Annotated in this window: 9 protein-coding genes; 4 read left to right on the plus strand and 5 right to left on the minus strand. The window is 40.1% G+C overall.

All coding sequences use genetic code 11. The features are described 5' to 3' along the window. Positions 1 to 60 precede the first annotated feature (60 nt). Positions 61 to 471 (minus strand): MerR family transcriptional regulator, encoded by a 411-nt coding sequence (locus tag FH971_RS06130; protein ID WP_137227312.1) that lies wholly within the window; start codon positions 469 to 471, stop codon positions 61 to 63. 319 nt (positions 472 to 790) lie between these two features. Between FH971_RS06130 and FH971_RS06135 the strand changes: the two genes are divergently transcribed. After that, positions 791 to 2,710, plus strand: coding sequence for a propionyl-CoA synthetase (locus FH971_RS06135; protein WP_137221854.1), 1,920 nt, complete (start codon positions 791 to 793; stop codon positions 2,708 to 2,710). Between the two features lie 162 nt (positions 2,711 to 2,872). Here the strand turns inward: FH971_RS06135 and FH971_RS06140 are convergent, their stop codons facing one another. Genes FH971_RS06140 through FH971_RS06150 form a run of 3 tightly spaced genes read right to left on the minus strand, consistent with a single transcriptional unit; the run spans position 2,873 to position 6,323 of the window. Beyond that, the gene (locus FH971_RS06140; protein ID WP_140233732.1) at positions 2,873 to 3,391 is read right to left on the minus strand and encodes a hypothetical protein; all 519 of its coding nucleotides are present in this window, start codon (positions 3,389 to 3,391) and stop codon (positions 2,873 to 2,875) included. Positions 3,392 to 3,406: 15 nt separating this feature from the next. Next, positions 3,407 to 5,632: an aldehyde ferredoxin oxidoreductase gene (locus tag FH971_RS06145; RefSeq protein WP_140233733.1), complete on the minus strand. Its 2,226-nt coding sequence runs from the start codon at positions 5,630 to 5,632 to the stop codon at positions 3,407 to 3,409. Positions 5,633 to 5,669: 37 nt separating this feature from the next. Next, positions 5,670 to 6,323 (minus strand): 4Fe-4S dicluster domain-containing protein, encoded by a 654-nt coding sequence (locus FH971_RS06150; RefSeq protein ID WP_140233734.1) that lies wholly within the window; start codon positions 6,321 to 6,323, stop codon positions 5,670 to 5,672. 444 nt (positions 6,324 to 6,767) lie between these two features. Here FH971_RS06150 and FH971_RS06155 point away from each other — a divergent pair, with 444 nt between their 5' ends. Together FH971_RS06155 and gndA are read left to right on the plus strand one after the other, a co-directional pair. After that, positions 6,768 to 9,164 (plus strand): OmcA/MtrC family decaheme c-type cytochrome, encoded by a 2,397-nt coding sequence (locus FH971_RS06155; protein ID WP_140233735.1) that lies wholly within the window; start codon positions 6,768 to 6,770, stop codon positions 9,162 to 9,164. A gap of 482 nt (positions 9,165 to 9,646) precedes the next feature. Continuing rightward, a complete protein-coding gene (gndA, locus tag FH971_RS06160) occupies positions 9,647 to 11,176 on the plus strand; it encodes an NADP-dependent phosphogluconate dehydrogenase (protein ID WP_140233736.1) in 1,530 nt (509 codons plus the stop codon). Positions 11,177 to 11,257: 81 nt separating this feature from the next. Here gndA and FH971_RS06165 read toward each other — a convergent pair whose 3' ends face one another. Further along, complete coding sequence (locus tag FH971_RS06165) at positions 11,258 to 12,151, minus strand: 1,4-dihydroxy-2-naphthoate polyprenyltransferase (protein WP_137221843.1); 894 nt, start codon at positions 12,149 to 12,151, stop codon at positions 11,258 to 11,260. A 205-nt stretch (positions 12,152 to 12,356) separates the two neighbouring features. Here FH971_RS06165 and tesB point away from each other — a divergent pair, with 205 nt between their 5' ends. After that, the gene (tesB, locus tag FH971_RS06170; RefSeq protein ID WP_137221840.1) at positions 12,357 to 13,217 is read left to right on the plus strand and encodes an acyl-CoA thioesterase II; all 861 of its coding nucleotides are present in this window, start codon (positions 12,357 to 12,359) and stop codon (positions 13,215 to 13,217) included. Positions 13,218 to 13,224: the final 7 nt, after the last annotated feature.

Here is a 13,224-nt window from a genome sequence, read left to right on the forward strand (position 1 = left end):
CGTTTTTGGCAGTGGGGCAAAGCTATTGGCTGAATTGAGTCAGCCATTTATATTTTGTTGTTATTTGGTTTTGTTAACTGAGTTATCCACTAATGCCGCTTTACATTGCTGCTCGGCGGAGTTGAGTTCCATGAGCACAACTTTAATGTCGTCCATTTGTTGTTGTAATGCTGATTTTTTGTCGTTAACCAAGTCAAGCATGGTGTTGAGCTGAGTAGAGCTACTTTTATCTGCATCGTAAAGCTCAAATAGACGGCGGGTTTCAGCTAACGAAAAGCCAAGGCGTTTACCGCGTAATATGAGTTTTAAACGGACTCGGTCTTTCAGGCTGTATATGCGTGTTTGTCCACGACGCTTAGGTTTAATCAAACCTTGATCTTCGTAAAAGCGAATACTGCGGGTGGTGATATCAAATTCTTTTGATAAGTCACTGATAGAATATGTCGATTGTGGGTTATGGATTGTGCTCATCATGTCACCAAAAGTGTTCCTTTTGATGCAAGATATATGAAGTTTACGTAAAGGTAAAGTTTGCAAGGGTGGGTTTCAAATTATATTTGGCTAAGTGTGTGTTAATTTTGCTTGCCACTTATGGGGGTATTATACCTTAACCTATTGTTATTTTGTGGATATTTTATTAGTGGTTATTGGGTTGCTTGCAATTAAACACTCGATTGAAACTATAGGCTTTTTTGTCAATGTTGATGGATGTTATCCCTTTGTCTAATTGGGCTATTCGATGAATTCTGCTCATAATCATTACAATATAAGTTGATGAATGGAGAGCAACATGGCTGATTTGGGACTATCAATGCACGCACAATCGATAGCCGAGCCCGAAGTCTTTTGGCAACAAGCAGCAAAGGCCATTAGTTGGGACCTTGCGCCAAAAATGGTCTTAGATGATAGCAACAAACCTTTTTATCGTTGGTTTGCTGATGGAAAAATGAATACTTGTTTTAATGCTTTAGATCGCCATGTATTGGCAGGAAGAGGAGAGCAAACTGCGATTCATTATATTAGCCCTGTCACTCAAAATGAATACTCAATCAGTTATCAATCTGTATTGGCGCAGGTAAAACGATTGGCTGGATTGATGGTGTCTCTAGGTGTTGAAAAAGGTGACCGAGTGGTTATTTACATGCCAATGGTGCCAGAAACTGCCTATGCCATGCTGGCATGTGCTCGAATTGGCGCTATCCACTCAGTGGTATTTGGTGGTTTTGCAGCGAATGAGTTGTCGACCCGCATTAATGATGCCAAACCTAAACTAATCTTATCAGCTTCTTGCGGTATTGAGCCTTCTGGTGTTGTACCGTATAAGCCTCTACTTGATGACGCATTATCTCAAGCAAGTCATAAAGTTGACCATTGTATTATTTTAAATCGTACTGAATTCCAAGCTGAGCTTATCTCGCCCCGAGATGTTAATTGGTACGAAGCGCTAGTAGATGCGCCAGACGCTGAGTGTGTATCGCTCGATGCAACCGATCCTTTGTATGTGTTATATACCTCAGGCACAACAGGGCAACCTAAAGGTGTTGTGCGTGATAATGGCGGCCATGCTGTTGCATTAGCGTGGTCGATGAAACACATTTATGACATTGGTGTAGGCGATGTTTTTTGGGCTGCATCCGATGTGGGTTGGGTGGTGGGGCACTCGTACATTGTATATGGGCCATTACTGGTTGGCGCAACAACCATAATGTATGAAGGTAAGCCTATTGGTACTCCTGATGCTGGCGCATTTTGGCGTATTATCGAACAAAAACAAGTGCGGAGCTTTTTTACTGCACCAACGGCCATTCGTGCCATTAAGCGGGAAGATCCAGAAGGCGACTTTATCAAACAATTTGATTTATCCTGTCTGAAGCAAATGTATTTAGCGGGTGAGCGTTGCGATCCTGAAACCCTAAACTGGAGTCAGCGACACTTAGGTAAACCTGTGGTTGATCACTGGTGGCAAACTGAAACTGGTTGGCCTGTGGCGGCAAATTTAATGGGAACTGACCCTATTGAAATTAAAGCGGGTTCGCCAGCAAGAGCTGTGCCTGGTTATCAAGTTGAAATTTTAGATGCCATGGGCGAACAAGTGGCCACGAATGAAAGTGGAAATGTAGTCATTAAACAGCCCTTACCACCGGGTACGTTGACGACTTTATGGCAAAACGATAAACGCTATATCGACAGTTACTTGTCTATGTATCCAGGTTATTACTTAACCGGAGATGCGGGTTATATTGATGAGGATGGTTATTTATACATTATGAGCCGTATTGACGACATCATAAATGTTGCTGGACACCGTTTGTCCACAGGTCGATTTGAAGAGGTGTTATGCCAACACGAGGCTGTCGCAGAGGCTGCGGTAATTGGTGTGCAAGATAAACTTAAAGGCCAGGTGCCACTTGGGTTAGTGGTGCTTAAAAATGGCGTCACTTTGTCAGATGAGGTTTTATACAAAGAGCTACTTGCATTAGTGCGCCATGAAATCGGCCCCGTTGCAGCATTTAGATTAGTGAGTGCGGTACAAAAATTACCCAAAACCCGTTCGGGTAAAATATTGCGCGCTACAATGCGCAAAATTGCCGATAATAATGAATATACGGTTCCGGCAACGATTGAAGACCCGATGACCTTGGACATCATTCGTAGTGCATTGACTAAGATGGGTTATGCCGATGCATTGGCTAAAGAGTTAACCGTTTAATGGTGTGATTGGCTGAATTAAATATATTGAGGCGTGTATGTTGTTATGAGCTGAAAATAGGTTAATTGAAATAGGTCAATTGACGTGAAGATTAGGATTCGAACAATTAAAAAAGTGCCAAGTATTAACTTGGCACTTTTTAATATCGTTTATATTATTGGGTTATGCAGAATATTCAAAAGGATCTACATTACCCAAAACCGATGCGTACTTGATTGTTATAAATTTAGTTGAAAAAAATTGCTCAACTCCGTCGTTAGATGTTTGCATACCGATATCATCAAAGCCTTCTGCAGCTTGGAATTTACCTAATAATTCACCTAACTCTGCCTTCTTCAAATTATAGGGAGGATGAGTGAAGTTACTTGCAGGAATAACTTCACCTAGTTCTGAATAGCGTCTAACTTCGTTAGCTATTGTGTCAAGTAAGTCACCATTGTGAACACCAATCCATTGCACCGCGTAACTTTTTACTATGTACTTTTTAGAGTAAAAGTAAAAATCATCTTTTGCTTCGATAATAACAATATCTGCATATTGTTCATCTTCAATTAATGTTTGATATGCGGCATTGATATCCTCTATTTCTAACTCTAGACCTGCTACTGCAATAATTTGATCTGCAGTAACAAGGCGACCATCTCGACTTAATAAACGGATGTAATCAACTAATTCAATCATAATTTCACCATCGAATTAAGCAGGTAATAAACCTAAGCCTTCAAGTCTATCTGCTGCGTAGCCAAGATTAAATTTCTCAAGGGTGGCACGTGTAGGAACACCGGTTGCTTGATCCCAGCCCATTTCTTCATAGAACAAGTCTAATCCAAGTTGAATGTCGTCACGATCCATTTTTATAGTACCTTCATCGCCAAATGCAGCTTCTGGATCCATGTCATAAACCCACTCACATAATGCATCATGTTTGTTACGTTGATCCGGTTCTTTCATTTGTAGTACTGATAATGCACGGTGAAGTTGTAAGACTCTCTCTGCTTTATCATCAAGCTCTTGCTCGGAGGTTTCAATCCCTGTAACCAGAGAGAACATTTGTGATTCAATTGAGCTATCACCAAGATAGTCTTTGTTAACATCTGGAGAGACAAGCAGTGGGAACATCCAGTTACACACAGTAAGAGAATCATGTAGAACGTTTTTCACTAAACACCATTTGGCAAACTTGGCTTTAGAAACATTCATCGCTGTATAGTGTTTAACAGGGTCAAAAGCATTTTCGCCCCACATTGATTCCGCTACTTCGGCAATTTTTGCATAAGGTAGGCCACAATTAATTAAATTAATATGTGAGTGACATTGTGGGTCGCGGTTAAATACCGTTGCCAATAATGCACCGACTTGACCAGCGGCTTCACTCGCATGGTGTAGACCACCCACCATTGAACGGTTAAAGACATGTACGCCTTCATCAAGGAATACACTATAGGTTTGACCTAATAAATTCTCTTCAGCATCAGATTCAAGGGCAAATGTTAATCCTGCCATTCTTGGTGATTCAACATCATCGAGAACATCTTGAATGTTATACAATTCACCTTCATCATTAATAAAATTGTGTAATCCGGTACCGAGAAAACGTCCAAAATAATTCGAGCCATTATAAGATTTGGCTAAACCAATACGAGTATAATAATCTTGCATAAAGTGGGCATCTAGATTTGCATACTGTTCCCAATTTATGGCTGCAAACTCTTCAGCAGGTAATAAAATTTCCCAAAATGAACGTTTAGTGAATTCGCGCATTAGGTGTGACAATTGACCATAGGCACTCCAAATCGCTAAGTTATCCATGTAATAACCACCAATAGTCATGATATCAGTCTTTTTTTCACCGTTACCAGGTTGACCCATTGAATACCAAGGATCTAGAAATCCCATACACGTGTTGGTGAGGTATTCTGTTGGTAAGTTATACTCAGTTTTCATTTTAGGGTTTTTGAGTTCACAAAAACACCGGATTGGGCAAGAGTGACAACCACCAGGGCGTTTAAAGATTTTATTGGCTTCTTCACGGCCAAAATACATTTCGGCCATTGATGTGCGCATACCGACTTTTTGACGGTCATCCCAAGGTGTTTCTTCCAGAATAACTGGGTCATCTGCTGCACCCCAAGTCACCCCTGGACCGCCACGCCAACGACTAATACTAGCGTTAAATTCTGCCCAAGACTGAGGGTCATGAGGGACTACCCCATTATTGTTTGCACCGATAATACCTAGAATGTGATCATCCAGTGCCCGTAGTTGCTCATTAGTTGTACTTTCAGCAATTTCAACACGACCCGTACCGATAATACCAATGCCTTTTAACTTTTTAGAACCTAATACCGAGCCATGTCCACCGGCAGAGTGACCACCTTGGGTTTGAAAAGTCGATTGTGCAACTAAGTTTTCCCCAGCAGGACCAATCGCTGCCACTTGGGCTTGTTGTCCCATCATTTTACTAATGGCGGCAAATGTATCAAATATACCGAGGCCCCATAATGAATCAGCAGGCTCAATTGTAACTTTGTCATCAAGAATCTTTAACCACACTGGCGAAGGCGATTTACCTTCAATAATGATTGCATCATATCCAGCATATTTTAATTCAGGTGAAAAATGGCCACCAAAATGTCCGTCGGTAATTAAATGCCCCCTGATTACAGGGTTTCGAGAGGTAATAGTTGTTCGTGCAGAACATATTGCGCCAGAACCACTTAGTGGGCCGGCTGAAATAACTAATCTATTTTCTTCATCGGTTGCTTTAATTCCATCGACGTGGTTATCCCATAATACTTTATAACCAATACCCATGCCGCCAATATAATCGTGGTATTTTTCTGTTGTTTCTTTAGTAATTGTACTTGTCGTTAAATTCACTCGTAGAATATAACCAGCCCATCCGCCATATGTACTACTCATAATGATTCCTTAAAATTTATTAATATTTAAATGAGAGTTAAATGAGAGTTAAATATTTCTCATGCTGTTCCACTGCAGCAACGGCGTCTTCCCACGTATAAAATTTGATAGCACCAGTCGGACAAACTTGGGCGCAGTTAGGAGCTCCTTCACAAAGATCACACTTAAGTGACTTTCTTGTTAGGCTATCAATTGTGATAACTTGTTGTGGGCACTTGTCTGCACAATAGCCACAACCAACACAAAGAGAGTCATCTACAACTCTTGCTCCTATGGCCTCATTGATATAAATAGCGCCTTGAGGGCACACTGTCATACAGACATCACATTGGCGACATGTAGACGGAACAATAGTGCCATCTCCTTGTTCGCCACGCTGGTCTTCATAGTTGGCTTGAACACCTAAAGGACCAAAATTAAGATTTCTATCAACTTTGATTCTTGCTGTGCTTGGACTTACGGCAGAGGTTCCATGACTCCAACTACAAGCAATTTCACAACGACGACAACCAACACAATAAACAGGATTTACGACCATTAACCCACCAGCAAGAACTTTTACTACAGGGGTTTCACTTGTATCATCATCACTACTTCCACAACCAGTTAGAAAACTAGCCAAGGTTCCGTAGTAAACTGTACCAACAGCAACTTTTGCTCCATTGGCAAGTAACGTTCTCCTTGTAATCATTTTCGTTTTCCTTATATTAGTTATTAACTGAAAATATAATTATTCTTTTAATTAATCTAGTGTAAGTATTGGCTAATAATAATTGAAATAAGTTGATATTGATCACGTTTGAATCCGCAATTGTCCACAATTTTATGAATGTATAAAATGAGTCACTATTTAAGCGAATATATTATATTGGATTGAGTTTTAGATATTAATTTATTATATTTTAACTTTGGTATTTTCTGTTTTGGATTATAGGTTAGTTTAATTCTACATTTTATAATTGCCGATTTCATATGTCGTTTTCTGTAATACAAATGCTTGTTGTATATTTAATTAATACTTAGTCAAATTGTACCAATATAATTATTTACATGATCTTAATCACGATAATATTCTTTCAGATGAGAAATCATTATAAATAGAGTTGTCCGTGACAAAAATAAAAAAGGAATACCTATGATGAATGTAAAATTAGCGGGGAAATATAAGCCATGGTTGATGCTGCCATTTATATTGGTTCCCATATTTACGCTTACGGCTTGTTCGGATAGTTCAGATGATCCAGTGGGAGAAGATGTTGGCGATGGGAATGTAAATGTTTCTATTTTGTCGGCTAAATCTTTAAAAGCATCAATAGAAACGGTCTCAATTGATGATAATCTTGCTGTTTCATTTGATTTTTACTTGAGTAATGCCAACGGTGTTGCTGTTGTCGGTCTCGATACATTAGAGTCTATTCCGACACTTGGCGCCGGTATAGCCAAATTAGGTGACGAACAAAAACGAATTAGACCATTAAATAGTGATCAAGAGATTGTTACTGCAGAAGAAAATTCTGATTTATCCCCACAACCTCAGTGGACTAGTTACATTAATAATCTCGTTGAACCTGGAGATGTGGCTGATAACGATTTAAAAACAGGTTGGGATGAGAATAAAGGGAGTCAATGGCAAGCTGGTATTGAAACCGATTGCGGAGTGGAGTGCATAACATCTATAGGTAATGGAGTATATCGTTATACTTTTAAACAAACATTAGAAAGCTATTCTGCAATTGATGCTATTGATACTCATTATGCCCCAGAGTTAGTTCACCGTATCTATCTAGAGTTATTGCCATACGCTGAAGCATCTGCTTCTACCATGTTGGTTAATACTACATTTGATTTTGATCCTCTCACGGGTGTCGAAGCTGATCCTGCCGACAGTCGTGTGTTGGTATCTCAAGAACAAAGTTGTAATCGTTGTCACACTACTGATTTAACATCTGACAACAGTATATTAATGCATGGTGGTAAGCGCTTTGATTATGAAGGTTGTGTGATGTGTCACACCAGTTATTCTGGTGATCCTGAAACGGGTGCCAGTATTGGTATGGCAACATTAGTACATAAAATTCATAAGAGTGATTATGTAATTGTTGGTTATCATGGTGCAGTGCATGATTATAGTGGTGTAACTTATCCTGGTGATATGCATCAATGTCAGCAATGTCATATTGAAGACGTGGTGCCACAAGCCGATTTTTATCAATATCCTGGCCAAGAAACCTGTTTAAGTTGTCATGAAGAATATGCGCCAGAAAACTGGGATGGAACTGCTGTTGGGTTATTTCATGATCGAGATGCTTTTCCACAAGCATGGGACATGAGCTGTAGTGGCTGCCATCCAGATGCTAATAATCCGCTAGGTTCTGCTTTATTCCATAATGCGATGGCAAAAATTAATGAAACCGTAGCAGCGAAATATCAATTTGCACTGACAAGTAGTGTATTAGATAGCGATGCTGGCACATTAACCGCCGAATTAACGTTCGATAGCCTCAGTTTAAGCCCTGACTCCGATCCTTCATTTGAAAGTTTATGGTTAGTTGCGGTTGGTAATGAAAACCAAGTTAATATGCCAGCCAATAATGGCCAACGTTTAGTATGGAACCTTATTGATGGTGACGATAATGTTAGCCTAGTGAGAGCTGACAACAAAATTACCGCTGTAATTAGCAATATTAATACGGCAGATTTTGGACTTACGACTACGGGTTCGTTATACGCTAAAGCTTTTGTTTGTGGCGATAAAGAGACTGGAATTGTGACTTCATGTGAATCAGACACCGCAACATCGGTAGAAGTTTCAGCTGATTCTGCTATTGCGTTAACAGCAAACGTTACAAAATACACTGAACTTGTTAGTGAGCAAAAGTGTGTTGCCTGTCATGATAATCAGTTCCAAGACCGCATCAATACCGCTCACTCTATGTTAGTCGCTCCTGCTAACGGCGCTGATTGTGGATCATGTCACGCACCACAAATAGCCACAGGTTTGGCTGATGGTAGTTGTAAAAGTTGTCATAGTAATAACATGGTTAAATTCATGAATGCGACTGTTATGCATACTCCTGGTGAAGCAAGTATCAAAGCATCTAGAACACTTGAAAATAGTTTGAGTTATCGTGAGTTAGTGCATTCGTTGCATGCCAATACGCGTACAACTCAAGATACGATTGACGGTGATCGTGAAATGATGACATATCCTGGTGATGCAAGTAATTGTCGTGCTTGCCATGATGAGGGTCAGTTAACATTAGAAAACTTAGCATATGAATCTTCAGTTATTGTGGCACGAAAAGGTGCAACGTTAGCTGGTGAAACAGCAGAGTATTCACCTACTGTGTCAGTTTGTGCGACTTGCCACAGCAATATTGATCAATGGGCCGGACATGCGAGAGCATTTGGCGGTGTTTATCAAGCCGACGCGAGTTCAGGTGCTATTTATCAACCCGGTAATGAAAGCTGTATTCTTTGTCATGCTGAGGGGAAAAGTGAAGGTGTCGATGTTATGCATGGCGTTAAATAAGCGATAGCTTATTGCTAAAATATCGTTCATTAAATAATGTAAAATAGAGTGATAAAGGTTGATACTGAAAAGTATCAACCTTTATTTTATCATTGATTTTATTTAACTACGCTCAAGATAATAAACGGTGATTAAATCATCTTGTCTTACTAACTAATGGTGCTTATTGACTTATATAGATGCGCTATAGGTGTGTCAATATCCATAGTGAGTAAAAAAAAGACAAGTTTGATATGAAATAGGCAAAAAACTCTGATATTGGCGGACTTACCCCATCTCTTAACCTGTGTTGATATTATTTATTAAGCTATTGTCTTTAATGATGTATTTTGGATAGTGTTTTATTTATCACCTATATTGCATTTTATGTAATAGTGTATGCACATTTTGTGACTGTAATTTAGTTACATAAATCAGTATAATCATCTTCCAAATGGATTCGCACTACGCGATTAATCTCTGTGACCAGTGGAAATATGCTAATGACTAACCACTTCAAACAATCTCACGTCGGCGTTATTGGCCTCGGTGTGATGGGCAAAAACCTTGCATTAAACATAGCAGATAACGGCTATCATGTTGCTGTTTTCGATTTAGATACTCAGAAAGTTAATGCCGCGATTACTCAAGAGCAAAACGAGCGAAAAACGGGTATAGCAGTACGCATGCAAGCTTGTCATAATCTTTCAGAAATGCTTGCCAATTTGACTACCCCTCGAGTTATTGTCTTATCAGTGCCTGCCGGCGCACCAGTAGACGGTGTGTGTAAATCTCTGATAGAGGCAGGTATTGAAGTAAACGATATTGTTATCGATACTGGCAACAGTTTATGGACTGACACAATAGAACGCGAAGCGCTTTATAAAGATCAGTTTGTTTTCTTTAGTTCAGCGGTATCTGGTGGTGAAGTCGGCGCACGTTTTGGCCCGTCATTAATGCCAAGTGGTCATGAAAGCGCATGGCGTTATGTTGAACCGATTTGGAAAGCCATTGCCGCTAAAGTGGATTCGACAACCGGTTTACCTATTGAGCGTTTTGAACCGGGTAATCCAGTAACCGAAGGTGAGCCGTGTACGACTTATATTGGTCCTGCTGGCTCTGGTCATTATGTTAAAATGGTTCACAACGGTATTGAATATGCGGATATGCAGCTTATTTGCGAAGCCTATCAATTACTCAGTGATGGTTTAGGCATGTCTGCCCATGACATCGGTGATGTGTTCAATGGTTGGAATAAAGGTATTCTTAACAGTTATCTTATGGAAATCAGTGCAGAAGTCTTGCAGCAAGCCGATCCATTAACAAGTAAACCGCTAGTCGAAATGATTTTGGATAAAGCGGGTCAAAAAGGCACTGGTCTATGGACTGCGGTGAGTAGTTTACAAATTGGTTGTCCAGCACCAACCATTGCAGAAGCCGTTTACGCACGTGCAGTGAGTACCCAGAAAAACTTACGTATGCAGTTAAACGCAAAGCTTGCAGGCCCTGCACCTGTTAGTTTTAGTGATGCAGAAAAAGTGGAGTTTATTGCTAATCTTGAAGATGCATTATATTGCGCCAAAGTTTGTTGCTATGCGCAAGGATTCCAGCTGATGGCGATGAATGCTAAAGAGCAAAAATGGTCTTTAGATTTTGCTGAAATAGCTAAAATTTGGCGAGCTGGTTGTATTATTCGTGCTAGGTTCCTGCAATCAATTACTCAGGCTTATCAAGATGATGCAAACCTTGAAAACTTGTTGATGGCTGACAGTTTTAGTCAAACATTGTCACAGAAACATCTTAATTGGCGTAAAACGGTTGCGGCCTCTGTTATGCAAGGTATTCCTGCACCATGTATTAGTTCTGCTATTGCATATTATGACAGTTACCGCTGCGAAACATTACCCGCTAACTTGTTACAAGGTCAGCGTGACTTTTTTGGTTCGCACACCTTTGAGCGTGTAGACAAACCTGCGGGCGATAAATACCATTTAGATTGGAGTGCGAAGCAACGTACGTTATCTAAAATGTAGTCGGTAACATCGCTAAAAAAGGCGCCTAATTGTAAAATTAGGCGCCTTTTTAATGGTTTTTGCGTTGACGTTATAAGGTTTTTAAGCCAAAGAGAAATACAATCCAGTGCTAAATAGTAGACTGAAAATCATAGTTAATTTTGCTGTTTGGCCAAGTATCGGATTTAATGCCTCACCAGAATTATTATGAAATTCGTGGCTGAGATTTCGTGCAATGACTAATGATACGCCTGATAACAATACCGGCAATCCATCGAGTGAACCTAACAAAAAGCCCCCTATGATGATCCCAAAAGGTAAATAGACAAAGCTTTGATACAGAATTTTTGCTTGCGCCTCACCAATACGAACGGCCAAAGTATTTTTACCTGCTTTGGTGTCGGTAGAAATATCGCGAGTATTATTAACTAGCATGATAGCGGCATTAAAAAAGCCAATGGCACAACCAAGTAACCATGCTGTTAACGTGGTTGCTCCTGCTTGTAGGTAATAACTGCCGACAACGGCCACTAGACCAAAAAACACGAATGCAGCTATTTCGCCTAATCCATGTGAGGCAAGCGGATAAGGGCCTCCGCTATAACATAACGCACCTAAAATAGAGGCCGCAGCAAGAATAGCAATGGGCCATCCACCATGAAAAATCAGCAATGAACCGACTAATAACGCTGTGATTAGGCATCCGATCATAGCATTACGCACCGCTGAGGGAGCAAGGATACCGCTTTGGGTTACTCTAACTGGGCCAATTCGTTCTTCGGTATCGATGCCATTTTTAAAGTCAAAATAGTCATTAGCGAGGTTAACAGATATTTGTAACAATATGGCACATAGCATTGAAGTAAAGGCGATGAGTAAGCTAAATTGTTCTAGCCCGATGGCGAGCATATTGCCAATTAATAATGGACCAATTGCAGCAGGTAACGTTCGAGGACGAATCGCCATAAACCATGATTGAATTGAGCTAGATTGCATAATATTGTGAGACGCAGCATTGATTAGTCATGTCTAATAGCATATCAAATATTCAATTAAACTGCAGATATGAATATTTGCGTTGCATCACTATTTTAGAAATTGTCATTTGAAAACTAAATTCAGTCATTAGGATAGATTAAGCTAGAAAAAATCAGCTTAACTAAGGTAATCTAAGGTTAATTGATGTTGTAGAGAAGGTGTTATGAGTCAGGTATTAAACGATTTATTGTCATTATTATCACTTGAAAAACTTGAGGATGGCCTGTTTCGTGGCCAAAGCCAAGATTTAGGTTTTGGACATGTGTTTGGTGGTCAGGTAATGGGGCAAGCATTAAGCGCGGCAAAACAAACCGTTAGTGAAGATCGCCATGTACATTCTTTACATTCATATTTTTTACGTGCTGGTGATGAAAAATTACCGATAATTTATGATGTTGAAAATATGCGTGATGGTGGCAATTTTAGTGCGCGTAGAGTGAAGGCTATTCAAAAAGGTCGACCAATTTTTTATATGGCCTGTTCATTCCAGACTGTTGAAGAAGGTTTTAGTCATCAAGACAAAATGCCAAATGTGCCTGGGCCTGAGGGGTTGCTGAATCAACAAGAACTCGCGATGACCATGCGTGATAAAGTACCTGCGGCAATGCTTGAAAAGTTTATGGCAGATTCTCCAATAGAAATGCGCTCAGTTAATCCTATTGATCCGATAGCTCCTAGTCCATGTGAACCTAAACGTTATGTTTGGATACGCGCTAATGGCCAAGTCCCTTCAGATCACAGTATTCAAGAATATTTACTCGCTTATGCATCAGACTTTAATTTTTTAGCCACCGCGACTCAACCCCATGGGGTGTCTTATTTAACGTCGGGCATGCGAATGGCGACTATTGATCATGCGATGTGGTTTCATAGGCCATTTAATATGGAGGAGTGGCTTTTGTATTGTATTGATAGCCCAAATGCTGGCGGTGGGCGTGGTTTTGTTAAAGGACAGTTTTTTGATCAACAAGGACGCCTTGTGGCTTCGGCCACACAGGAAGGTTTAATCAGAATGACCAAGTAGGGTGAAA

This window comes from Shewanella polaris, from assembly GCF_006385555.1.
Lineage (GTDB): Bacteria > Pseudomonadota > Gammaproteobacteria > Enterobacterales > Shewanellaceae > Shewanella > Shewanella polaris.

Coding starts and splice junctions, on each gene's coding strand:
- FH971_RS06130 (WP_137227312.1), bottom strand. CDS start 471: ATGAGCACAATCCATAACCCACAATCGACATATTCTATCAGTGACTTA.
- FH971_RS06135 (WP_137221854.1), top strand. CDS start 791: ATGGCTGATTTGGGACTATCAATGCACGCACAATCGATAGCCGAGCCC.
- FH971_RS06140 (WP_140233732.1), bottom strand. CDS start 3,391: ATGATTGAATTAGTTGATTACATCCGTTTATTAAGTCGAGATGGTCGC.
- FH971_RS06145 (WP_140233733.1), bottom strand. CDS start 5,632: ATGAGTAGTACATATGGCGGATGGGCTGGTTATATTCTACGAGTGAAT.
- FH971_RS06150 (WP_140233734.1), bottom strand. CDS start 6,323: ATGATTACAAGGAGAACGTTACTTGCCAATGGAGCAAAAGTTGCTGTT.
- FH971_RS06155 (WP_140233735.1), top strand. CDS start 6,768: ATGATGAATGTAAAATTAGCGGGGAAATATAAGCCATGGTTGATGCTG.
- gndA (WP_140233736.1), top strand. CDS start 9,647: ATGACTAACCACTTCAAACAATCTCACGTCGGCGTTATTGGCCTCGGT.
- FH971_RS06165 (WP_137221843.1), bottom strand. CDS start 12,151: ATGCAATCTAGCTCAATTCAATCATGGTTTATGGCGATTCGTCCTCGA.
- tesB (WP_137221840.1), top strand. CDS start 12,357: ATGAGTCAGGTATTAAACGATTTATTGTCATTATTATCACTTGAAAAA.